This window comes from Hyphomicrobium denitrificans 1NES1 (assembly GCF_000230975.2).
Classification (GTDB): domain Bacteria; phylum Pseudomonadota; class Alphaproteobacteria; order Rhizobiales; family Hyphomicrobiaceae; genus Hyphomicrobium_B; species Hyphomicrobium_B denitrificans_A.
Map to the genome: position 1 here is coordinate 1,339,991 of NC_021172.1, position 22,666 is coordinate 1,362,656.

Consider the following 22,666-nt stretch of genomic DNA (forward strand, 5'->3'; position numbering starts at 1 on the left):
TGCCTTTCGTAATCGTTCTCCGCTTTCATTCCATGCCGAGCGTGCGAGGGGCTCGCAAATCGGCATGTACGCATCGCTACTTCTGGATTTGGGGCAAATCCCGATGGCAGCGTTTACCGCTCGTTAACCTGTTAAAGGTTAATGGATGGTGCGAGTAGAGGTGCGTACCATGATCAGTTGTTTTGGCGTAAGCCACGGCGGGCGTTTCAGCCTCAAGTCCGCAGCGGCTGTTTCCACCGTAATTGCCGGTCTCGCAATCGGGGGCTGCAGCGCGGACGTGACGCGCTTCGACAGCGCGTCCTTTAACCTAGACGATCCGTCGGATGCTCGCCCGATTCCCTCCGAGCCTATCCGGACCAGCTCGCTTAACGATAATCAGGTCGTCGGGTCGGCACCTCGGGGACCTTATGGCGCTGGCGCGTCATCGGTTCAGGTCGCGGCATTGCCGGATGCCGGTCCGAGCTATCAGCCTCCGCCGTCCTATTCGCCGCCGGCGTACACGCCTCCACCTGCTTACGCGCCTCCTGCACGATCGTACGGCGCGCAGCCGTTCGGGCGTCCGCGTTCAGAAGTAACTCCCATCGAGAGGGTTGCTCCGCAGGCGCCGGCGACGGCCAGCGGTGACGCAATCATCGTGCAACCGGGCGACACGCTCTATTCGCTGTCCCGGGCACACCATGTGTCGCTCGACGAAATGATGTCGACAAACGCGCTCAGCAATCCGAACGTCCATCCCGGCCAGAAACTCTATCTGCCTGCTGATGGCAGCGCACGGACGATGCGAAGCAGCGTCGCCGCTGCGAGGGCTGTCGAATCCGCGCGGCCCTCACCGGCTCCGCTGGCGCAGCCACCGCAGAACGTCGCCGCAAATTACAATGCGACGTATACGGTGAAGCCGGGCGAGTCGCTTTACAGTATTGCGCGCGCGCATAACGCGAAGTTTGCCGAATTGCAGCAGGTCAACGGCATCACCGATCCGCGTCGCGTGAAGCCGGGTGTCGTGCTGAAGGTGCCCGGTGGTGCGGGCGCCAATGCGCCCACGTCGCAGCAGGTCTCGACTCCTCCGCCGAGTGTTGCCGCCACTGCGCCCGCCGCTGTCGTTCCGCCGCTGGCTGCGACCGAGAAGGGATCGGATATCCCAGCATACGGTCAGTCCTTGTCGACGCAGCCGACGATCATCAACGGCGAGCATCGCGTTGCGTCTCTGACGGACAAGGCCAGCGATGCGACTCCGGCGCCCCCGCCTGCCGCCGCAACGCCGCCCGTCGCTTCGGCGGAAACTCCGGCGAGCACACAGCCCACCGCGGTTAAGCCGGAACAACCGAAGCCCGAGCAGAAAGTCGCGTTGGCAGCTCCAGCGGCAGCATCGGCAATCGCCGACAGCGTGAAGCTCCGATGGCCGACGACCGGGCGCATCATCGCCGGGTTCGGCGGGCGTCCCGATGGTACGCATAACGACGGCATCAATCTCGCCGTGCCGCTCGGCACCGAGGTCCACGCCGCAGAGTCAGGCGTCGTCGCGTATGCCGGCAACGAGCTCAAGGGCTACGGCAATCTCGTCCTGCTGCGTCACGACAACGGTTGGGTGACGGCCTACGCGCACAACGACGAGCTGCTTGTGAAGCGCGGCGATAAGGTGAAACGCGGTCAGGTCATCGCGAAAGCGGGCAAAACAGGGTCCGTCGACCAGCCGCAGGTGCATTTCGAATTGCGTCAGGGATCGAGGCCGGTGGATCCGACACCCTATCTCGAGAAGCTTTGACGCTATTGTCCTGGCGCGGGGGTTAAGCGCTGGCACTGAGGGAAACGAGGAGCCGGGTCATACGATCCGGCTCTTTTACTTGCACTCGGATTTTTGTTTTGCGCTTGGCGACTCCGCTTCGCGGAGCCGGCCGCCAAGCGAGGGAGGCAAACGCGGAAATTTTTAGACCTTGTCTATTGGCGTCTTCAGGCGGCCCGCGAGATCCTGCACGTATTGCCAGGCGACGCGGCCCGATCGCCCGCCGCGCGTCGTCGACCATTCGAGCGCGTCGCGTTCAAGTTCCTTGTCGTCGATCTTCAGCTCGAAATGTTCGACATAGGTGCGGACCATTGCCAGATAGTCGTCCTGGCTGGCGTTGTGAAATCCAAGCCAGAGACCAAAGCGGTCCGACAGCGAGACTTTCTCCTCTGTCGCTTCGCCTGGGTTGATTGCCGTCGCTCGCTCATTGTCGATCATGTCGCGCGGCATCAGATGCCGCCGGTTCGATGTTGCGTAGAAAAGGACGTTTCTTGGCCGCCCCTCGATGCCGCCCTCGAGGACGGCCTTCAAGGATTTATAGCTCGTATCGTCGTGGTCGAACGAAAGGTCGTCGCAGAATACGATGAAGCGATAGGGTGCGGCCTTGAGGAATGAAAGGCACCGCGGCAGCGAGTTGATATCCTCGCGCTGAATCTCGACAAGTTTCAGTCCGCCGGAGCAGCTCAATGCGTCGGCATGCGTGGCTTTGACCAGGCTCGATTTGCCCATGCCGCGAGCCCCCCAGAGCAGGGCATTGTTGGCCGGAAGGCCGGCCGCGAACCGGCGGGTATTGTCGAGCAGGATGCCGGCCGTGTGATCGATCCCCTTGAGCAGGCACAGCGGCACGCGGCTTACCTCGGGAACCGGTTCGAAGCGGCCGCTCTCGGCGTGCCAGACGAAAGCGTCGGCGGCTCCGAAATCGGGCGTCTCTGCCGCAGGCGGGCCGAGACGGTCCAGTGCATTGGCAATCCGTTCGAGAAGTGGCCTTATTGCTTCAGCGTCGCTCATTTGCCGTCCAACGGGCTATCTATCGGAAACAGCGTGTTTAATCGCTGCGCTCGCCGATGCCAACGGCAAAGCGCGGCGCCGCTCTGTGGTTGCAAATGGGCTCCCGGACACTATAGTCCGCCCGAATTTGATTGAGCGCTTCCCTGAGGCCAACGGGCTCGGGGCAGGGGTGCTTATTCCAATCTCATCCAGAGGATTCCACCAGCCAATGTTCACGACACCCGCGTTTGCGCAAGCCGCCGCCTCAAGCCCCTTGGAGCCCTTCGGCGGCCTGCTGATCCCGATGCTGCTGATGCTCGCGATCTTCTATTTCTTCCTGATCCGCCCGCAGTCGCAGCGCGCCAAGGAGCTTCGCGAGCGCGTGAACGCCGTCCGCCGGGGCGATACAGTCATCACGTCCGGCGGTATGGTCGGCAAAGTGCTGAAGGTTTCCGATACGAGCGACGAGATCGAGGTCGAACTCGCCGAAAACCTCCGGGTACGAGTCGTCAAAAGCACGCTGCTTGAGGTCCGCTCGAAGGGCGAACCTGTCAAAGACGCAACGTGATTTGAGCACCGATTGCGTGCGATTATAAGCGTGCGACCCTTGCACGGCCGTGCCTTGCCCGCACATGTAAAAATTTGAGATCCTTGCCATGCTGCACTTCACCCGCTGGAAAATCATCGCCGCACTGCTGACCTGCCTCGCCGGCTTCCTGGTGGCGCTGCCGAACTTCTTCCCGAAGGAAACGGTGCAGTCGTGGCCGTCTTTCATGCCGAAAAAGCAATTGACGCTCGGCCTCGACTTGCAGGGCGGCGCGCATCTGCTGCTCGCCATGGACCAGGACGAAATCAAGAAGGACTGGATCAACAACCTTCGGGATGAAGCGCGCAAGGAGCTCCGGGATGCCAAGATCGGTTTCACCGGCATCGGTACGCAAGGCCTGACGCAACTCGTCATCAAGCTCGCGAAGCCTGAAGAACAGGCTGCCGCCATCAAGGCGCTTCATAAAGTCAGGCAGCCGATCGGCAACGCGTTGCTCGGCACGGGCGCTTACGACGTTGACGTCTTGGAAGGACCGGATCCCGGAACGGTCATCCTCAAGGAAAGCGAGCAGGGGCTCCGGCAGCGCATCGCAAACGCGGCTTCCGCGTCGATTGAAACCATCAACCGGCGCGTCAACAATCTCGGAACGTCGGAATCGACCATCGTCCGCCAGGGCACCGACCGCATCCTCATCCAGTTTCCTGGATTGAAGGACACCAAGGAACTCAAGAAGCTCATCGGTGAGACGGCGAAGCTGACGTTCCACGAGGTACATCCGTCCATTTCGGCGGAAGAAGCCAGAATGACCAAGATCCCGACGGGCTATAAGATCTATCCCAGCGACAAGGGAGAAGGCGGCGGCGAGTTCCTACTGCGCGAGCAGCCCGTTGTGCAGGGATCGGATCTTGCCGACGCGCAGCCGGGATTCGACAGCCGCAACGGCGAGCCGGTTATCAACTTCCGGTTCAATCAGATCGGCGCCCGCAAGTTCGGCAACTTCACGAAGGACCACGTCGGTCGGCCGTTCGCCATTGTGCTCGACGACAAGGTGCTTTCCGCGCCCGTCATCCGCGAGCCGATTCTCGGCGGATCGGGACAGATCTCGGGCAACTTCACGGTCGAGGGGACGAATACGCTTGCCGTTCAGTTGCGGTCGGGCTCGCTTCCGACCAAGCTCACGATCGTCGAGGAGCGGACGGTCGGACCGTCGCTCGGCGCCGACTCGATCGCTGCCGGCAAGCTCGCCGGCATCATCGGCGGTGTCGCCGTCGTTTTGTTGACTATCCTTGCCTACGGAACATTCGGCATCTTCGCGTGCGTCGGCCTCGTCGTGCACTTGATGCTGACGCTGGCGCTGATGACGCTCATCGGCTCGACGCTGACGCTGCCGGGTATTGCCGGTCTCGTTCTGGGCGTTGCCATGGCAGTCGATGCCAACGTGTTGATCTACGAACGCATCCGCGAGGAGCTGCGCGTCGGCAAGATGCCCGTTGCGGCCATCGATGCCGGATTCCAGCGTGCTTTCGTGACAATCGCGGACAGCCAGCTGACCACGCTTGCCTGCGCCCTGATCATGTTCTGGCTGGGCTCGGGTCCGATCCGTGGCTTCGCCGTGACACTGACGATCGGCATCATGACCTCGATCTTCGCATCGGTGACTGTCGTGCGGCTGCTGATTTCCTTCTGGCTGAAGGCCCAACCCAAGGGCCGCATCGCCGTCGTTCCCGTTTAGGAGACCTGAACTGTGCTTATGAGATTGATTCCGGTCTTCAAGGGCGCCGACTTCTTTCCCCACGACCTGAACCTGCCGTTCATGAAATTCAAGGGGCCGGCGCTGGCACTGTCGATCATCGCGATGGCGATCTCGATTGTGCTTTGCGCAACGATGGGACTGAACTACGGCGTCGACTTCAAAGGCGGTTCGCTGATCGAACTCAAAACGAAAAGCGGCAATGCCGATATCGGTGTGCTGCGTGAGAAGCTGAACAGCATTGGGGTCGGCAACGTCCAGATCCAGGAGTTTGGCACACCCGACGACGTGCTCGTTCGTCTTGAAGAGCAGCCGGGTGGCGAGGCGGCGCAGCAGGCGGCATTGAAGAAGGTCGTCGATGCAACGTCAGCGGATTATGTGGAGCGTCGCGTCGAAGTCGTCGGACCCGCGGTATCGAGCGAATTGCGCATGACGGGCTTCATTGCGGTCGCGGCGGGCATTCTGGCGATCGTGGCTTACGTCTGGTTCCGGTTCGAATGGCAGTTCGCGCTGGGCGCAGTTGTGGCGCTGTCGCACGACGTTCTTGTAACGGCCGGTATCTTCGCGCTGTTTCAGTTCGAGTTCGACCTGTCGACGGTCGCGGCTCTTTTGACCATTCTCGGCTATTCGGTGAACGACACCGTCGTCGTGTCGGACCGTATCCGCGAGAACCTGCGCAAGTTCAAGAAAATGGAACTCAACGAGCTCTTGAACCTGTCGATCAACGAAACGCTGTCGCGCACGATCCTGACCGGCATGACGGCACTCGCGGTGCTCATCTCGCTCTATATTTTCGGCGGCGAGGTGATCCGGAATTTCAACTTCGCGATGCTACTTGGCGTGGTGATCGGAACCTATTCGTCGATCTTCATCGCAGCGCCGCTGCTCGGCTATCTGGGCGTCAAGCGCGATTGGAGTGACATGGCGGCAAAGGCCGTGGCCGCGACAAAGTCGAAAGCCAAGGCCTGAGCCGCGACGGGAGCGGCGCTGCTCCGATGGAAACAGTTCCCCGCTATCCTTACGAGACCGCCGTCACCGCTTATGGTAACGGCGGCTTTCGTTTCGCGGACATGAGCCATCGTGGTTCGATTCTGTGCCTGCCGAGCGGCATTTATGCCTGGAACGCGACAGTGGCCGGCGACCTCCACCCGGGAGACTTCGATTTCGTTCTCGGCTCGCTGGAGCCACCGATCACGCTATTGCTCGGGACCGGAACCGAGCAGGTGTGGCCGGAGCCGAAGATCTACGAGGCGTTTGCGAAAGCCAACATCGGACTCGAACCGATGTCGACGGGCGCGGCAGCCCGTACTTACAACATCCTGATCGCGGAGAAGCGGCGGATCGCGGCGGCGCTGCTCGCGGTTCCCTAAATTCTGAGGTCCTGGAGCAGTTCGTGCGCGATGCCCGCGAAGCGATCGTCAATATCGAGGCCGTGCGCTCAAGCGCACGCCTCAATGCGCCGGATCGCTACTATGCGGCGCTTTTCGCTCCGGCTTCGGTTCGCGGCGATCTGATCGCGCTGGCGGCCTTCGATGGTGAGATCACGCGTATCGCCCAACTGGTCAGCGACGCGGCCCTTGGCGAAATCCGCATTGCGTGGTGGCGGGACGCACTTCTTGGCAGCGAACGCGCGTTCGAGCTTACCGGCAACCCGGTGCTCGATCAGTTCGCGGATGTCGTGCGGCGGCATAAGCTTTCCAACGCTGCGCTCGAAACCTATTTCAATGCGCATATGGATGCGCTTTTTGCCGATCCGCCTGCTGATGATCTCGCACTCAACGAACGCTTCCGCTCCATCGACGGAACGCCGCTTGCGTTCGCGCTGCAAATTTTATACGGGCCGCTCGACGCCGATGCCGACGATCTTATCGGCGCCGCTGGCCGGGCGAGCGGACTGACGCGTATCGCGCTGACCCTTCCATATGCCCTGGCCGCCGGTCGGGCGCCCCTGCCCGAGGCGCGGTCTCCGGCGCCATCCGACATGGACCGGCGTCCCCAAATCGCGTGGTTGGCACAAGAGGCGGGCGCCGCGCTTCAAGCGGTGCGGCGTCAACTTACGGGCAAAACACGGGATTTTACGACTGCTCTCCTACCTCTTGCCCTCATCGAGCCCTATTTTCGCGCTTTGCAGAAGCCTCGACACGAGCCGAGCCGTGACATCGTGGAGATCGCACCGCTCGCTCGTTTGTGGCGCATTGCACGCGCGCATTGGACCGGAGCGCTCTGAGGAGCGGTCGTCTGACGACCAGCGCGAAGGGGGCAGATGATATCTCGTTCGCAAACGACACCGTGCCGCGTCGCGGTCATGTCGCTTTGGCTTATCGCCGTCGGAAGCATTGTTGCGGTCGCCGCGCCGAGCCGTGCCGAGGCGGCTGCTACCGTTGCCTGGCATGTCGAAAATCCATTCCGCTTCTTCACCGATCCGAGAGATACCGAAGTCCATCGGCAGATTTATCGCTCGCTCGGGCCTGACCAGCGAGCTACGCCCGTCCTTTCCGAGGAGCGTGCTCTCCAAAGCGGCGATCCCGACGGCTGGGCGTCGTCGATGTACCGCAAGACGTGCTGGAACAATAACCGCTTCAAGTGCGATGCGTACAAGGATTACATCAATCCGACGAGTCATGCGGTCATCTTCAATGTGCAAGGCGTCGACGACGCCAAGATGCTGTCGTGCACGTGGCTGACCGCTCCGCGCGATGCGGATAAACCGCGCGGCGATGCCGTCACGCAGCCCTGCAGCGAGCCTGCGCGCTTCGTCATTCCTTATCCCAAAGGTGCGATCGTCAGCGTCGAGATCGGCGGTCTTGAGGTTGCGAAAGCCGATGTCCACGTGCGCGATATTCTCGTTGTAGGCATGGGAGACAGTTTCGCGTCCGGCGAAGGCAATCCCGATCTCGCGGTGCGGTTCTCGCGCGAACGCTCGGCCGACTACTCAACCGTCGGCATCTACAGCGGCTTGACCGGCTATCCGGCGCGTGTCGGGCCGTGGCGCGACCTTGGCGACAAAGAGTTCATCAAGGGGAACGCACGCTGGCTCGACCAGGCTTGCCATCGCTCGCTTTATTCGGAGCAGTTGCGCGCGGCCTTGCAACTCTCTCTCGAAGATCCGCATCGCGCGGTGACGTTCGTCGGTGTGTCGTGCGCGGGTGCCGAAGTCACCGACGGGCTGTTCCTGCGCTACAAAGGCAATGAATGGGTGCCGAACCCGCCGCGGTATTCGCAGATTTCGGCCGTTGCGGAAGCTCAGTGCGGCACCAATGCTACCGAACAGGCCGATGTGCCGGAGGCCTACCATATCAACGGGCAGGTTCCGGAACTGAAGGATCTCATTCTGCGCAAATGCCCCCAGGATTCGGCGCGCAAGATCGACCTCGTTCTGGTGTCGATCGGTGGCAACGACATCGGGTTCTCGCGCTTGCTTGCGAATGCGGTCCTGTCAAACCAATCGATCCTGCGCGAGCTTGGCGGCTGGCTCGGAGAGGTGCATGGCGAGGCGGAGGCTTCGGCTCAGCTCAGACACCTTGGCGCACGTTACAAAGCGCTCAATCGCGCCCTTCACAACATCCTCTACATGCCCTGGAACGAAAGCGACCGCATTCTGCTTGTCGCGTACCCCGGCATGGCGCTCGCGGGCGACGGCAGCGAGACTTGCGGAAGCGGCAATGCCGGAATGGAGGCCGTCCCCGATTTTCAGCTTGATGCAACGAAGCTGAGACTCGGGACGTGGTTTGCCGACAAGCTCAATCGTCAGATGCGCGAGAGCGCCTACGAATATGGCTGGACGTTCGTCGAGACACACCGGCGCGCGTTCATTGGCCGAGGCATCTGCGCGGGCCTGAGCGTCGCCGGTGTAAGCCAAGTCGACGATCTCCGCCTGCCGCGCAAGGTGGACGAAATCTGGACGCCTTACAATCCCGCCGACTATCTACCTTACGCTTCTCGCCAACGCTGGTTCCGTACGCCGAACGATGCGTTCATGACTGCGAACTTTCATGTCGCCGCCGGTCTGTTGACGAAGGTTCTGAAGATCGAGCCTTTTGCGCCATTCCAGTTACTCCTGGCTTCGACCTACTCCGGTGCATTCCATCCGACGGCTGAGGGACAAGCCGCGATTGCCGACGCAGTTGCCGAGAAAGCGCGCGCCGTGCTTGCGAAGTACGGTGACGCACCGGACCGCGATGCCGCATATCTCTCATCCATCAAACCCGACGATGCTCCGCCGGCTCCGGTCGATGAGCCGGGACGTGAGGTCCCGGATGTCAAGGCGGTGATAACAACTCCGGCGGCCGGTGCGCCTCCGTTTGTCGTCGAACCGGAGAGCGGCGGCGTGAAAGCGGTTGTTTCGGGGCCTGATGACGTGCAGGTCGGCGCCATGCCTCAGCCGCAACAAGGCGCGGCGCCGCCTGGCATGAACTCCGCCGCACCCGTGACGGGAACTCCATCCACTGCGCCGTTGCCAGAGGCGACACCCACCGAAGGTGGCGGCACAAATGCACATGCCGTCAGCAGCGAACCGCTTGCGCCTCCGGGCGCCGTTGCCGCGCCGAAGGTCGGTGCGGAGCCCGATCCGGGTTTAGGCGAAGCGAAAGCCATACTCGCGCCTTCGAAGATCGACGTGCCGTTGCCGGTGGCAGGAGCGGAAGCTCCGACACCGGGCACAAAGGCCTCCGCGTCGGATGCCGCCGCCGCGCCTGCACCGGCAGACGGAGGGCAAGCGCCGACAGGCGCGCTGCCCGAAACGGCCATCCGCCCGTTCGCGCCTGCAAGCGAAACCGCGCGCTAGGCGGATTGGCGGATAGCGTTCGAAGTTGCGCTGTCGAGCCAGCGTGTGAGATCGGCAATCGCGCGGCGTGACATTGCGCGTTTTTTCTCGCGTCCGCGTTCGGGGCCCTTGAGGCGTGCGCCGTTCCTGTCATGCGTCGGCGCTTGGGCGAGATCTGGCAGGAGACCGTAGTTGACGTTCATCGGCTGGAACGACCGCGCCGAAGAGCGCTCTTCCTCCTCGCTCACGAGATGTCCGCCGGTAATATGATTGAGAAGCGCACCGAGCGCCGTCGTCGCGGGCGGTGCATCGGTCTGGTATCCAAGTGCGTCGGCCGCAGCGAAACGACCGGCGAGCAAGCCCATCGCCGCGCTTTCGACGTAGCCTTCCACGCCGGTAATCTGACCCGCGAAACGCAAGCGTGGTTCGGCCTTCAAACGCAGCGAACGGTCGAGCAGCTTCGGCGAATTGAGGTACGTGTTGCGATGCAAGCCGCCGAGACGCGCGAATTCGGCGTTCTGCAATCCCGGGATCGTGCGGAAGACGCGCACCTGTTCGGCATGCTTCAGCTTCGTCTGAAAGCCGACCATGTTCCAAAGCGTTCCGAGCGCGTTGTCCTGGCGGAGTTGCACGACCGCATAGGGCCAGCGTCCGGTTCTTGGGTCATCGAGACCGACAGGCTTCATCGGCCCATAGCGCAGCGTATCGCGACCGCGCTCCGCCATCACTTCGACCGGCAGGCAGCCGTCGAAGTAGGGTGTCGAGGCTTCCCACTCCTTGAAGGATGTTTTCTCGCCAGCAAGCAGCGCGTCGACGAAGGCCTCGTACTCCGGCTTCGTCATCGGGCAATTGAGATAGTCGGCGCCCGTGCCGCCGGGGCCTGCCTTATCGTAGCGCGACTGAAACCACGCGATCGTCGTGTCGATGCTGTCGCGATGGATGACTGGCGCAATCGCATCGAAGAAGGCGAGGGATTCTTCGCCCGTCAGTCGTGCGAGCGCGGTGCTGAGCGCGGGTGAGGTCAACGGGCCTGTTGCAATGATGACGTTTGTCCAATCGGCGGGCGGCAGGCCGTCGATTTCGCCCCGGACGACCGTCACGAGAGGGTTTTCGGAAAGGCGCGCGGTCACTTCCGCCGAAAAGGCATCGCGATCGACTGCGAGCGCGCCGCCTGCAGGCAGCTTGTGTTCGTCGCCTGCGGCCATGATCAGCGAGCCGGCGCGGCGCATCTCCTCATGCAACAGGCCGACGGCGTTATTCTCCCAATCGTCGGAACGGAAAGAGTTCGAGCAGACGAGCTCCGCGAAACCGTCCGTCTTGTGCGCTTCCGTGCCACGCACCGGCCGCATCTCGTGCAGCACGACCGGAACACCCGCGCGCGCGATCTGGTGCGCGGCTTCCGACCCGGCAAGGCCGGCTCCAACGACGTGAACGGCAGGAGAAGTGGTCATATGCACGGGGCTTCCACAGCTTCCGAATCGCTCCGCTGCGTGGCGGTTTGACGCGAATCGTTCGAATGTTAAGCGAGATCGACAAGGGGCGCGCCGGACGCTCCCTTCCGGTACTTAAGCGGGGCGGCATGGGCTTGCAACGGGTTGCTTGTTTTGTATGGTTTGCCATGGTGCTTGCGGGCTGTACGCACGATCGTACCGGACCTGTCAGCGATCATTATGCCGATTTCCAGGTTGATCCGCCGAATAAGAACACGGTGTCCGTCTGCCACGCCTATACCTGCAAGATGCGGACGAAGTTCAGATTTACGGATGCCGACATCGACGAGATCCGGGCGATCTTCAAGAAGATCAAAAAGGGTGACACGCCCGTCGAAGAGCGCCGTGCCGTCGCCTATGCCGTCGGTTGGATGGAAACGCGTGTCGGCAAAGCCATCGGGACGGACAAGGACCGGCCCGGAATGGACTTCGAGGCTTCCGGCGATCCGACGCAAATGGATTGCGTCGATGAATCGACCAACACGACGAGCTATATGCTCGTCATGCAGAATAACGGCCTGCTCAAATATCACACCGTCGGCACGCCGTTCTCGAAGGACCAGCTCTGGAAGGGCGTCGCAGGTTGGACGCATTGGACGGCAGTGTTGAAAGAGACGGCTACCGGCCAGCGCTGGGCCGTCGACAGCTGGATTTATGCGAACGGCGAGAACCCGGCCGTCGTCGAAGTCGAGAAATGGTACATCAAGGATCTCGACAATCTGCCGGTGGCTGCGAAGTAGCCCGACAGGCGGCTAGCCCACGAGAAAGTCCCAGACCAGCTTGGCGTTGAGCGCGATGATCAGGATTGCGATCAGAGCGGCAATCGCGGTCAGCCAGCGCGGCGAAACGAGCGCTCCCATTTTCGTGCGGCTTGCCGTGAACTGGACGAGCGGCACGACGGCGAACGGCAACTGCAGGCTCAAGATGACCTGCGAGAGGATCAGAAGCTTTGCGGTCTCGGCTTCGCCATAGATCAGCGTGACTCCGGCTGCCGGAAGCAGTGCCACCATGCGCGTCACGAGACGACGCACCCAGGGCGGCAGCCGGATTTGCAGGAAGCCTTCCATGACGGCTTGGCCTGCGAGCGTTGCCGTTACCGTCGAGTTCAAGCCGCAGCAGAGCAGCGCGATGCCGAAGAGAGTCGGTGCAATAGCTGAGCCGAGCAACGGGTGCAGAAGCGATTGGGCCTGACCGAGCTCGGCAACCTCCGTCTGGCCGGTCTTGTAGAAGGTCGCCGCGGCGAGGATCAGGATCGAAGCGTTGATGATGAGCGCCAGGGAGAGTGCAATCGTCGAGTCGAGAGTGGCGAACTTGAGGGCCTCGCGTTTTTCCTCCTTCGTTTCGCCAAAGGCGCGTGTCTGCACGATCGCGGAGTGCAGATAGAGATTGTGCGGCATGACCGTCGCGCCAAGAATGCCGAGCGCCAGGTAAAGCATGTCGGGGTTTCTGACGATGTCGGTCGTCGGCGCAAAGCCGCGAATGACGGCGCCCCATTCCGGATCCGCGAGTGCGATCTGAACGGCGAAGCAGAGCGTGATGACGCCGAGCATCGTCACGATGAAGGCTTCGAGATAGCGGAACCCGAGGCGCTGTAGCAGCAGCACGATAAACACGTCGAGCGCGGTGACCAGCACGCCGATTTCGAGTGGCAATCCGAACAGCAGGTTGAGGCCGATGGCGGTGCCGATGACCTCGGCGACATCGGTCGCGATGATTGCCGTTTCGGCAAAAAGCCAGAGCGGGAACGACGTCCAGCGCGGATAGCCGTCGCGACACGCTTGCGCGAGATCGCGGCCCGAGCCGATCGCGAGGCGTGCGCAAAGGGCCTGCAGGATCACCGCCATGATGTTTGATAGGAGCGCGACGAACAGGAGCGTGTATCCGAATTTCGAGCCACTGGCGATCGACGTCGCCCAGTTTCCCGGGTCCATGTAGCCGACGGCGACCATGTATCCAGGACCGAGAAACGCAGCAAAGCGGCGCCACGGAGAGGCATGTCGCGTGACGGAAACAGTTCCATGTACGTCCGATAGCGAGCGGACGCTAAGCTCACTGCGCCAGCTTGCGTCGACCTCCGACACTTTGGCTCGCGCGCCGGCGGGGTCCGTTTCGGCTGCAGTTTTCGCGTCCATCGCGCGGCGTCCGATCTCTATTCGCAAATGATAATCATTTGCAACAAGGTGACTGACGGGCGGTCATCCGTCAAGCAGGCGTGACAATGCGCCAGGAATGAAACGGGGATAATTCAGCAAGCCATGGTCTTTCGACGGCGCCGATTCTGCGGAATTTGGACGTATTGACCGTCAGTCTCAGGCATTCGCAGGCACCGGCGCGAGAGGCGGGCTGGCCAAAACACATTTGTCATGGCTTCAATCAGCAATGATCACCATGCTCCCTATTCAGGAGCTGAGGCAAAGGCAAAGTGCACGCCGGACAGGGTTCGATATGTGGGCTCCTTATAAGAAGCGCCTGGCACGCGATCTCGACCGCTGGGAAGCCAACGGATGGGTGACCAATGACGGTCGCACTGCAATTCTCTCTGACGTAGAGAGCAGCGGCCGGAATTTCAGTCTGGCATCAGCGCTTGCCATTCTTGCCAGCGTGCTGTTCGGATTCGCGGCGATTTCCTTCGTGGCGGCGCATTGGGAAGAGATGCCGCGTCTCGGACGCCTAGTCCTGCTGCTGGCGTCGATCTGGGCGGGCTATGGCGTGGCGGGATGGCTCGCAGCGCGCGGACACGGCGCGCTTGCGGACGCGGCCATTCTTTTTGCGGTGGCGATGTTCGGCGCCAGCATCATGCTCATCAGCCAGATGTACAATATCGACGGCAATCCGCCGGATGCGGTGTTGATGTGGTGGATCGGGGCGCTCTTTGCCGGTGTTCTTTTGCGGTCCAATCCGGCCTTGGCGCTGGCCATGGTGCTCGTCTGCGTGTGGTCGAGCATGGAGGTGTTACAGAGCAATGCGGTCCATTGGCCGTTCCTGGGTGGCTGGGCGGCGGTCACGGGGGCCTTCGTTTGGCAACGCTGGTTCCCGGGCCTGCATCTTTCGGCGCTGGCGCTGACGGGCTTTCTTATCTCGCTCGGCTATCTGCTCGGGCGCGGGCATGAGCACACGGCTGTTGCAATCATCGGCATGCTGGTCGCGGCGGCGGTGATCGGAGCGGAAAAAGTTCTGCCGGACTATGATCATCTGACGGCGCCCATCCTCGCCTATGCCGTCGTCGTAACGTTCGCAGGGCTTTATGCGCTGCAGTTTTTTGAAAATACATCGCTTGGGACGCTCATTGCGCTGGCGGCGCTGACGTTGGTGCTGCTGCTCGGCGCAATCAGCTACGGCCTGGCGACGGCAAATCGCGGCGTTCTCTGGCTCGGGTACATCGGGTTCTCGCTGGAGGTCTTATCAGTCTACTGGAAGACGGTCGGCTCCATTCTCAATACCTCACTCTTCTTCCTCGTCGCGGCGCTGATCGTTGCGGCGCTCGCTTACATGGCGCTCAGAATTGCGCAGCGCGGGCGCAGCAGCACGGAGGCTGCGGTATGAGCGGCACACATCGCTATTTCTGGCCGTTGCTGGTCGTTGTCGCGCTAGTGCAATCGGCGGCGCTGTTCAAGATCGTCTATGACAAGGACCGGCTTCTCAAAACGGGCCGCGAGATCACGATGCCGGTCAAGCCGCTCGATCCGCGCGATATCTTCCGTGGTGACTACGTCACGCTCGGTTACGATATCTCGACCTTGAACACGTCGCACGTGCCGATCGGGAACTTCGACAATTTTCCCGTGGGCTCGGCGGCGTACATAACGCTTAGCCCAAACCCGGCCGGGGGCTGGGCGGTCGCCGCGGTTGCGCCCGAACACCCCACGACGGTGGCGCCGACCGACGTCGTTCTCAAAGGGCGTGTCGATCGCATCTGGCGGGCCCAGACGGCGTCCGATAGCGTCATCAACATGCGCTACGGCATCGAGACCTACTTCGTGGCCGAAGGGACGGGAAGGGCGCTCGAAAGCAAGGTTCGGGAGCACAAGATCGACGCCATCGTGGCCGTTGGGGCTGACGGAACTGCCGTGCTGAAGGGGCTCGTCATCGACGGCGAGCGGCACGTCGACCCGCCCCTGCTTTAAGGCTTCTGGTGAGCGCCACGGGCTGCTATGAGCCCCCAAAATCAGTATTTGGGAGGCGCACATGACCGTCAAACGCTATGAATCTTCAGCAGTTTACTCCAAAGCGACCGAGGCGAACGGCTTCGTCTTTACCGCCGGCGTCATCCCGACCGACCTGTCGCGCGATGTCGAAGGCCAGACGGCCGAGGTTCTCACTGAGATCGATCGGCTTCTGGCGCTCGCCGGCACCGACAAGTCGAAAGTCGTACAGGCGACGGTCTGGCTCAACGACATCCGCAACCGCGACGGCATGAACAAAGCCTGGAGCGCCTGGCTCGGCGGCAAGGATGCTCCGGCACGAGCCTGCGTCGAAGCCAAGGTCATCGACCCCCGCATGCTGGTCGAAATCTCGGTCGTTGCCGTCAAATAGGCAATCCAACCGGAAGCGTGATTGATTTTCAGCCGCCGGGCCGATGATCCCGGCGGTCGGTCGCCTGTGCCCCGTTTGCCGCTTTCCGAGAATTTTCTTGATTGGAATTGACGAGAACCCTTCGGGCTTACTTCTGAATCTGCAAAAAGTCGCCCCGGGGCTTCGCCCATAGTCGTTTTCGGGGGTCGATAATGACAAAGACGGGATGCGTTAAGCGGGGGCTCGCCGCCGCCGTTCTAGTTTTGCTTTCCGCGCCGGTGATGGCGCAGGAAGTGGCGGACATTCACGAGCAGCGCCATGAGCGGGGCTCGGTCTGTTTCACGGATCACTATCACTACGGCTCCAGTGCGGGTCTGCCGAGCAAGCGTGCTGCGCAGGCTGTCGCGATCAAGTCTTGGGCCGACTTTGTTGATCTTGAATACGGCAGCGCCTGGAGGAGCTGGGCACGGTCGGGCAGCAAGAGCATTAAGTGCTCGCAGGACGGCATACACGGTCCGTGGAGTTGCGATGTCAGCTCGCGGCCGTGTCGCGGCGGCCGTTGAGCGATACACATCGATTGTCAAAATAGACGGCAAAAAGCCGGCGCGCTTTACGCGCGGCTTTTTGCTGTTTTATCGTCCGGCGAAGGCGCGCGATAGAATGCGGCGCGCAAGCGACGCTAGCCAACGGATCAGAAAGAGCTGGATCATCGTACCGATGACCCCGCGGTTCGATCCGAGGACTTTGCCGAATATCGAGCGGATAATGTCATCGAGCGAACCGCCGCTATCCCCCGGCACCTGCTGACCGCCACGTCGGATAATATCGGGCAGCCGCTGATAGGGATCGTCCTCGTCGGGCTGCGCATAAGGTCGTCCCGATTTCCGGCCGAGGCCCGGGATATTGTCACCTGGAATAGGCAGCGGTTGTCCTGGGTCGATCGGATCTCCGGGAGAAGTCCTTGGCGCCGGTCGTTCGTTGCCTGGTGCCCAATTAGAGGAACCCACGGGCGGCAGCATGTCTCCGGGTAACGGGAGCGGACTGCCACCGGCGCTGATCAGACCAGGCACGCTGCTGACGACTTTTGCAAGCGCAGGCTGTGCTTGCCGCTGCAACTCTGCAATCAGCAAGCTTGCAACGGCCGGAAGCATCTTTTCGACCGTGCCAGCATCCACGCCGGACCGGTATGCGGTTCGCGCCGCAATTTTGCGGCTCACGTGCTTGTTGCCGATCAGGACATCAAGGATGTGGTTTCCGCTTTCGATTCCATCCGGTGAGGCGAGTGCACTCGGATCGGACAGGGCGACACCGGCGGTTGAGTTTGTGACGAGCGCTGCAACATCGGCAACCCCAGCCCTGTTGAGCATGCTGCGTTGAATGCGCGCCTGAAGTTCATCGGTCAGCGCATGCACGGCTTGACCCGCCTTGTCATCATCTACGTTAAAAGTCTGAGCAACCTTATCTATCAGACGTTGGCCCTCGGGACTTTCCAAGCTTGCGGCAATTGTCATGTCAGCCTCCGCTCTGCCGTCACGCATCAACGGATGCGTAGCACGACCTGTCGCCGGTGACAGCCATCGCCCGCTTGGCGATAAGGCGATCCGGCTGTAACGCGCGTCAACATTCATTAGCTGTTCATACTTTGGGGCCTCTACTTCCCTGAGGTGAGAGACGGCATAGCTCATGCGCGTCGTGCAACCACGATGGTGTTCCGGACGTTAAGCTCAAGCGTCCGGAGGGCGGATGCCGAACGTGGAGAGTCTCATGCGCAAACTCATAATGTCGTTGTCCGTTCTCTGCGGACTTCTATTCGTGGGAGCCTTGCCTGTTCCCGCGCACGCGGCAGCCGGTCTGACACCGGCGCAAATCGGCAAAGCCCCGGGCGTCGTGACAGAAGCTCGTTGGCATCGCGGGTGGGGTCATCGCGGATGGCACCGAGGCTGGCACCACCGTGGGTGGGGTTATCGCCGGTGGGGCTGGCGCCATCATCATCGCCGATGGTGGCGTTATGGCTGGGGCTGGCCGTATTATGGATACGGGTATTATTACCCGCGCTATTACTACGGCGGGTATTATCCCTATCGCTACGGCTGGCGGCATCGCCACTGGCGTCACTATGGCTGGCGGCACCATCGGTGGGGCCACCGGGGCTGGCGGCATCACGGCGGCTGGGGCCGCCACCGCCGCTAGGGTCTCAAAACTTCTACTTTTTGCGTCCCTTTGGCCATGCACTTTCGAGCGGTCTGCGCGGAATTCCCGCGTAGGCCGCCTTTTTTTGGTACGAAAGGCTGGTTGCGCCCGAGTTGCAACGCAGCAGCACTTTTGGCATGGTCCGCGCGACTTTCAGCGGGCGAGTCTGCCTAGAGAGCGAAACGGGGGCCGCCATCCCGGCGGGACCTGCGTGCACGAACAAAAAAAGCGGGGCTAAAAGGACCACTCCATGATCAATATACTTTGGGGGATCATCGCCTGCGGGGCGTTGGCGATCCTTTACGCGTTCATCACCTCGAATGCTGTGCTGAGCGCAGATCAAGGCAACGCGCGGATGCAGGAAATTGCCGCTGCCGTACGTGAGGGCGCGCAGGCATATCTCAGCCGCCAATATCGGACGATTGCGATCGTCGGTCTCGTCATCTTCATTTTGGCGTGGCTGCTTCTCGGACCGCTGCAGGCATTCGGCTTTCTGATCGGAGCCGTCCTGTCGGGTCTTGCAGGCTTCATCGGCATGAACGTCTCGGTGCGTGCCAACCTGAGAACGGCGCAGGCAGCCACCGTATCCCTCTCCAAAGGCCTCGACATCGCTTTCAAGTCGGGCGCCATCACCGGTATGCTGGTGGCGGGCCTGGCTCTGCTCGGCGTCGCCGGCTATTACACATTCCTGACTGCGGGTCTCGGTAAGGAGCCGGGCGGCCGCGAGGTCGTCGATGCGCTGGTCTCGTTGGGCTTTGGCGCTTCGCTGATCTCGATCTTTGCGCGTCTCGGCGGCGGCATCTTCACGAAGGGCGCCGACGTCGGAGGCGATCTCGTCGGCAAGGTCGAAGCCGGCATTCCGGAAGACGATCCGCGCAATCCCGCGACGATTGCCGACAATGTCGGCGACAACGTCGGCGATTGCGCAGGCATGGCTGCCGACCTGTTCGAAACCTATGCCGTGACCGTCGTCGCGACGATGGTTCTGGCGGCGATCTTCTTTGCCGGTCAGCCGAACCTCAGCGTGCTTATGCTTTATCCGCTGGCGATCTGCGGGGCCTGCATCGTGACGTCGATCGTCGGCACGTACTTCGTCAAGCTCGGCACCAACGGCTCGATCATGGGCGCGCTTTATCGCGGTGTCATTGCATCGGGCATCTTATCGATCGCCGGCCTCTGGGCCGCGACGCAGTATGTTCTCGGCGGCTTCGGTGATGTCGGAACGGCCGCCGGGCAGACGATCACCGGCTGGAACCTGTTCCTCTGCGGGCTCGTCGGTCTGGCTTTGACGGGCCTCATCGTCTGGATCACAGAATATTATACCGGCATCGGATACCGCCCGGTGAAGTCGATCAGCCAAGCTTCGGTTACGGGGCACGGCACCAACGTCATTCAGGGCCTTGCCGTCTCGCTCGAAGCCTGTGCGCTGCCGACGCTTGCCATCGTTGCCGGTATTATTACGACCTACCAGCTCGGCGGCCTGTTCGGTACCGCGATCGCAACGACGACGATGCTCGGCCTCGCCGGCATGATCGTAGCACTCGATGCGTTCGGCCCTGTGACGGACAACGCCGGTGGCATCGCGGAAATGGCCGGCCTGCCGAAGGAAGTGCGCCGTTCGACGGATGCTCTCGACGCAGTCGGCAATACGACGAAGGCCGTGACGAAGGGCTACGCGATCGGCTCGGCCGGTCTCGGTGCACTCGTTCTCTTTGCAGCCTACAACTACGATCTCCATCACTTCATCGAGGAAGCGAATAAAGCTGGCGCGACGGGGTATCAGTTCTTCAAGGACGTTCAGGTGAACTTCGGCCTTGAGAATCCCTACGTCGTTGCAGGCCTTCTGCTTGGCGGTCTCATTCCGTTCCTGTTCGGCGGCTTGGCGATGACGGCTGTCGGACGGGCGGGTGGCGCCATCGTGCTGGAGGTTCGCCGCCAGTTCAAAGCCAAGCCGGGCATCATGAAGGGCACCGAAAAGCCCGACTACGCTGCTGCGGTCGACCTCCTGACGCGCGCTGCGATCAAAGAGATGATTGTCCCATCGCTGCTTCCGGTGCTGTCGCCGATCATTCTGTTCGTCGTCGTCAACGCTATCGCCGGTAAGGGCGCCGCGTTCTCGGCGGTCGGCGCGATGCTTCTGGGCGTGATCGTGACCGGCATCTTCGTCGCCATCTCGATGACCTCGGGCGGCGGCGCCTGGGACAACGCCAAGAAAAGCTTTGAGGACGGTTTTGTCGACAAGGACGGTGCCAAACACGTCAAGGGCTCGGAGGCGCACAAGGCATCGGTTACCGGCGACACGGTCGGCGATCCCTACAAGGATACTGCCGGTCCCGCCGTAAATCCGGCGATCAAGATCACCAACATCGTGGCGCTGTTGCTGCTCGCGGTGCTGGCGCACTGGTGATCACGGGCTGATTCATCAAATGAAGAAGGCTCCGGATAGCTCCGGAGCCTTTTTTATTCCATCGATCGCTCGCGTCCGAGCGCGGCGTCCTATCCGGCGAGGTTCGGATCCTCGCTGTCGTGCTCATGTCCAATCGCGGCGAGAAGCCGTTTGTCGAGGCGATCAGGCCGCAAGATCACTTTCTGAAAATGGACGTCCTTGACGGCGGAGCGGGGCACGGCGAATTCTCCGGCGTTCTCGACGTAGATCACGATTGACGTGCTGTTGACTTCGCGAACGGCGCCGATGCCTTCCTGGCCGTCGGCAATGAAGGCCATGAAACCTTCCTCGATATTTTCGGTCATGACGGTACCTGCTCGCTGATTTAAGGGCGAGCATAGAACGTGGAGCCGAAAATTTCGCCCGTCAAATTGGCAAAGACCGGCCGAACGGCTTGTTTGGCCCTGGCTTAGCCGCCGAACGCGCTGCCCGCGCCGAAGAGCTGCTGTTTTCCGAGGTTGCGGAACAGCTGGTTCAGGATGGTTTCGTCCTTGCCGCCCGGCGCTGGGGTCTTGCGGCTGACGAAGTCGAAGACCTTGCCGTCCTTCAGGCCGTAATTGGCGACGTTATTGACCGTGCCGCTCTGGTTGAAATAGACGGCGACGACTTGGCGGCTTTGTTCCGTCGGAAGAAAGAACGACGCCTGCGTGTCGGTGCTCGAGATGTAATAGAAGGCGCGCCCGTCGCCGACGACAGCGGTCGTCGCGGGCGTGCCCAAAGCGGCGCGCACCTGATCCTGGCTCATTCCAGGTTGCACGGCCTGCAGGTCGGTATCCCTGAACATCTGGCCATGCTTGGTCACGGTCCCGCCGCAGCCCGCCAGGGCCATGAGCGAGGCAAGGGCCAGCAGACGACAAAGCGCCACCCCGTACCGTCCGGTCTTGCCATGCTGTCGCATTCGACCCTTCATCCCGTCAGAATCGCTTCGCTTGGGTGTGGGGTGTGTTTAGAATGCACACTGGAAGCGGGCAACAGCGAGCCACCCCTGCCGCGACGCGCGATCCCCAGACATTTCCCCACGGCTCACAGGCGGATCAAGGACCTTACAAGGCATGTTGCAATGGTTCAGGCGACGCACGCAGGCCGCCCGCAGAGCAGAAGAGCTTTATGGCAGCGTCGTGACCGCGGCGCGGCATCCGGCTTTTTACAGGGACATGGGCGCTCCGGATACACCGGAAGGCCGGTTCGAAATGATCGCGCTGCACCTTTTTTTGCTGCTCGAAGGCATACGGCTGCAGGCTACGGCGGAGACCGAGCTCGCGCAGCATACGATCGAGGCTTTCGTGACCGACATGGACGACTGTATGCGGGAAATGGGCGTCGGCGACATGGCGGTGGCTAAGAAGGTCAAACGCGCCGCAGCGGCGTTTTACGAGCGCGCCGCGGTCTACCGGACGGGGCTCGCAGCGCGGGGAACGGATCTCGAAGACGGTCTTCTCAAGTATGTTTTCGCGGGCGCTGCTGGGAGAAAGGGTGCTCCCGCGCATGACGGAGCCGCCCGGCTCGCTCGGTACATGCGCGCCGCGGCGGATCTTTCTTCCAAGGAACCATTCGACAAGCTGGTGGCGCGCGGAGACCTTGGTCGTCTTCTGAACAGCAGCGGGGCGGAGGTGTCGTCGTGACCGAGCAACTGAGCGACTGGACTCACAACGTTGCGGACATCCCGGAGGGCGGGCTCGACCGCGAGCGCGAGGCAAGCGAAAGCGAACGCATCGCCATTGCAGAGGATCTCAGACTGCTGAAGCTCGACCGTCTGGCAGCGCGCTATCGTATCAAACCCCTGGCTGATGGGGGCTACCGTCTTTCAGGGAGAGTGATGTCCGCGGTTGAGCAGGCTTGCGTGGTGACGCTCGATCCGGTCGCCGACGAAATCGATGCGCCGTTTGACGTCGAGTTCCGACAACAAGTCGACAGAGCCGATAACGACGAAGAGGCAAGTGTCCTCGCCGGGTCCGATGTCGATAGTCTCGAACGGGGTGTTATTCCGGTTGGCCGCATCGTCCGTGAAACGCTGTCGGCCTCGCTCGATCCTTATCCCCGGCGCCCAGGGGCCGAGTTTACGTGGCAGGACCCGCGTGGAATTGAGCCAAAAGAAACAAGCCCTTTCGCAGTTCTGTCGCAGTTGAAGAACAAGACATAAGGTGCCCTGCGGCAACCGTGCATGAAGCGCGATTTCGCCTTGTTCGCGGACTTCAAAAGACT

The 22,666-nt window shown here is 61.7% G+C and carries 22 protein-coding genes; 16 read left to right on the forward strand and 6 right to left on the reverse strand.

Features of this window, described 5'->3' with window-relative positions; genetic code table 11:
- Window positions 1-169 precede the first annotated feature (169 nt).
- Entirely contained in the window at window positions 170-1,762 is a 1,593-nt protein-coding gene (locus HYPDE_RS06370) for a M23 family metallopeptidase (RefSeq protein ID WP_015597584.1), read from the forward strand.
- A gap of 162 nt (window positions 1,763-1,924) precedes the next feature.
- Here the strand turns inward: HYPDE_RS06370 and HYPDE_RS06375 are convergent, their stop codons facing one another.
- The gene (locus tag HYPDE_RS06375) at window positions 1,925-2,788 is read right to left on the reverse strand and encodes an ATP-binding protein (RefSeq protein WP_015597585.1); all 864 of its coding nucleotides are present in this window, start codon (window positions 2,786-2,788) and stop codon (window positions 1,925-1,927) included.
- Window positions 2,789-2,996: 208 nt separating this feature from the next.
- Between HYPDE_RS06375 and yajC the strand changes: the two genes are divergently transcribed.
- From yajC to HYPDE_RS06405, 6 genes are all read left to right on the forward strand, one after another.
- Window positions 2,997-3,335: a preprotein translocase subunit YajC gene (gene yajC / locus HYPDE_RS06380; RefSeq protein ID WP_015597586.1), complete on the forward strand. Its 339-nt coding sequence runs from the start codon at window positions 2,997-2,999 to the stop codon at window positions 3,333-3,335.
- A gap of 88 nt (window positions 3,336-3,423) precedes the next feature.
- On the forward strand, window positions 3,424-5,046 hold the full coding sequence (gene secD / locus HYPDE_RS06385; protein ID WP_015597587.1) for a protein translocase subunit SecD: 1,623 nt from the start codon (window positions 3,424-3,426) through the stop codon (window positions 5,044-5,046).
- 12 nt (window positions 5,047-5,058) lie between these two features.
- Window positions 5,059-6,033 (forward strand): protein translocase subunit SecF, encoded by a 975-nt coding sequence (gene secF / locus HYPDE_RS06390; RefSeq protein WP_041320091.1) that lies wholly within the window; start codon window positions 5,059-5,061, stop codon window positions 6,031-6,033.
- Between the two features lie 26 nt (window positions 6,034-6,059).
- The gene (locus HYPDE_RS06395) at window positions 6,060-6,434 is read left to right on the forward strand and encodes an Mth938-like domain-containing protein (RefSeq protein ID WP_015597589.1); all 375 of its coding nucleotides are present in this window, start codon (window positions 6,060-6,062) and stop codon (window positions 6,432-6,434) included.
- Window positions 6,435-6,457: 23 nt separating this feature from the next.
- Window positions 6,458-7,291 (forward strand): squalene/phytoene synthase family protein, encoded by an 834-nt coding sequence (locus tag HYPDE_RS06400; protein WP_015597590.1) that lies wholly within the window; start codon window positions 6,458-6,460, stop codon window positions 7,289-7,291.
- A 36-nt stretch (window positions 7,292-7,327) separates the two neighbouring features.
- Window positions 7,328-9,847 (forward strand): hypothetical protein, encoded by a 2,520-nt coding sequence (locus HYPDE_RS06405; protein ID WP_015597591.1) that lies wholly within the window; start codon window positions 7,328-7,330, stop codon window positions 9,845-9,847.
- Here HYPDE_RS06405 and trmFO read toward each other — a convergent pair.
- Window positions 9,844-11,277: a methylenetetrahydrofolate--tRNA-(uracil(54)-C(5))-methyltransferase (FADH(2)-oxidizing) TrmFO gene (gene trmFO / locus HYPDE_RS06410; RefSeq protein WP_015597592.1), complete on the reverse strand. Its 1,434-nt coding sequence runs from the start codon at window positions 11,275-11,277 to the stop codon at window positions 9,844-9,846. The genes HYPDE_RS06405 and trmFO overlap by 4 nt on opposite strands.
- A 65-nt stretch (window positions 11,278-11,342) precedes the next feature.
- On the opposite strand from trmFO, the gene HYPDE_RS06415 reads away from it, so the two are divergent.
- Entirely contained in the window at window positions 11,343-12,056 is a 714-nt protein-coding gene (locus tag HYPDE_RS06415; RefSeq protein ID WP_015597593.1) for a hypothetical protein, read from the forward strand.
- A gap of 12 nt (window positions 12,057-12,068) precedes the next feature.
- Here HYPDE_RS06415 and HYPDE_RS06420 read toward each other — a convergent pair whose 3' ends face one another.
- A complete protein-coding gene (locus HYPDE_RS06420; protein ID WP_015597594.1) occupies window positions 12,069-13,448 on the reverse strand; it encodes an Nramp family divalent metal transporter in 1,380 nt (459 codons plus the stop codon).
- 313 nt (window positions 13,449-13,761) lie between these two features.
- Between HYPDE_RS06420 and HYPDE_RS06425 the strand changes: the two genes are divergently transcribed.
- From HYPDE_RS06425 to HYPDE_RS06440, 4 genes are all read left to right on the forward strand, one after another.
- On the forward strand, window positions 13,762-14,859 hold the full coding sequence (locus HYPDE_RS06425; RefSeq protein ID WP_015597595.1) for a DUF2157 domain-containing protein: 1,098 nt from the start codon (window positions 13,762-13,764) through the stop codon (window positions 14,857-14,859).
- Window positions 14,856-15,440, forward strand: coding sequence for a GDYXXLXY domain-containing protein (locus HYPDE_RS06430; protein WP_015597596.1), 585 nt, complete (start codon window positions 14,856-14,858; stop codon window positions 15,438-15,440). Before HYPDE_RS06425 ends, HYPDE_RS06430 begins: the two co-directional genes overlap by 4 nt.
- Window positions 15,441-15,501: 61 nt before the next feature.
- Window positions 15,502-15,849 carry a RidA family protein gene (locus tag HYPDE_RS06435; protein ID WP_015597597.1) on the forward strand — a complete coding sequence of 116 codons (348 nt, stop codon included), beginning with the start codon at window positions 15,502-15,504 and terminating at the stop codon, window positions 15,847-15,849.
- Window positions 15,850-16,040: 191 nt separating this feature from the next.
- A complete protein-coding gene (locus HYPDE_RS06440) occupies window positions 16,041-16,391 on the forward strand; it encodes a hypothetical protein (RefSeq protein ID WP_015597598.1) in 351 nt (116 codons plus the stop codon).
- A gap of 69 nt (window positions 16,392-16,460) precedes the next feature.
- Here the strand turns inward: HYPDE_RS06440 and HYPDE_RS06445 are convergent, their stop codons facing one another.
- Complete coding sequence (locus HYPDE_RS06445) at window positions 16,461-17,339, reverse strand: DUF937 domain-containing protein (protein ID WP_041320953.1); 879 nt, start codon at window positions 17,337-17,339, stop codon at window positions 16,461-16,463.
- A 253-nt stretch (window positions 17,340-17,592) separates the two neighbouring features.
- Between HYPDE_RS06445 and HYPDE_RS18735 the strand changes: the two genes are divergently transcribed.
- Both HYPDE_RS18735 and HYPDE_RS06455 read left to right on the forward strand, forming a co-directional pair.
- Window positions 17,593-18,018, forward strand: coding sequence for a VrrB protein (locus HYPDE_RS18735; RefSeq protein ID WP_144061215.1), 426 nt, complete (start codon window positions 17,593-17,595; stop codon window positions 18,016-18,018).
- Window positions 18,019-18,268: 250 nt separating this feature from the next.
- Window positions 18,269-20,425, forward strand: coding sequence for a sodium-translocating pyrophosphatase (locus HYPDE_RS06455; RefSeq protein ID WP_015597602.1), 2,157 nt, complete (start codon window positions 18,269-18,271; stop codon window positions 20,423-20,425).
- 89 nt (window positions 20,426-20,514) lie between these two features.
- Here the strand turns inward: HYPDE_RS06455 and HYPDE_RS06460 are convergent, their stop codons facing one another.
- Window positions 20,515-20,769 carry a hypothetical protein gene (locus HYPDE_RS06460; RefSeq protein ID WP_081625094.1) on the reverse strand — a complete coding sequence of 85 codons (255 nt, stop codon included), beginning with the start codon at window positions 20,767-20,769 and terminating at the stop codon, window positions 20,515-20,517.
- Between the two features lie 104 nt (window positions 20,770-20,873).
- Window positions 20,874-21,362 (reverse strand): outer membrane protein assembly factor BamE, encoded by a 489-nt coding sequence (locus tag HYPDE_RS06465; RefSeq protein ID WP_015597603.1) that lies wholly within the window; start codon window positions 21,360-21,362, stop codon window positions 20,874-20,876.
- Between the two features lie 154 nt (window positions 21,363-21,516).
- On the opposite strand from HYPDE_RS06465, the gene HYPDE_RS06470 reads away from it, so the two are divergent.
- Both HYPDE_RS06470 and HYPDE_RS06475 read left to right on the forward strand, forming a co-directional pair.
- A complete protein-coding gene (locus HYPDE_RS06470) occupies window positions 21,517-22,086 on the forward strand; it encodes a ubiquinol-cytochrome C chaperone family protein (RefSeq protein ID WP_015597604.1) in 570 nt (189 codons plus the stop codon).
- Window positions 22,083-22,604, forward strand: a complete 522-nt coding sequence (locus tag HYPDE_RS06475; RefSeq protein WP_015597605.1) for a YceD family protein — start codon at window positions 22,083-22,085, stop codon at window positions 22,602-22,604. The genes HYPDE_RS06470 and HYPDE_RS06475 overlap by 4 nt, the downstream gene beginning before the upstream one ends.
- The last annotated feature ends 62 nt before the right edge of the window (window positions 22,605-22,666 follow it).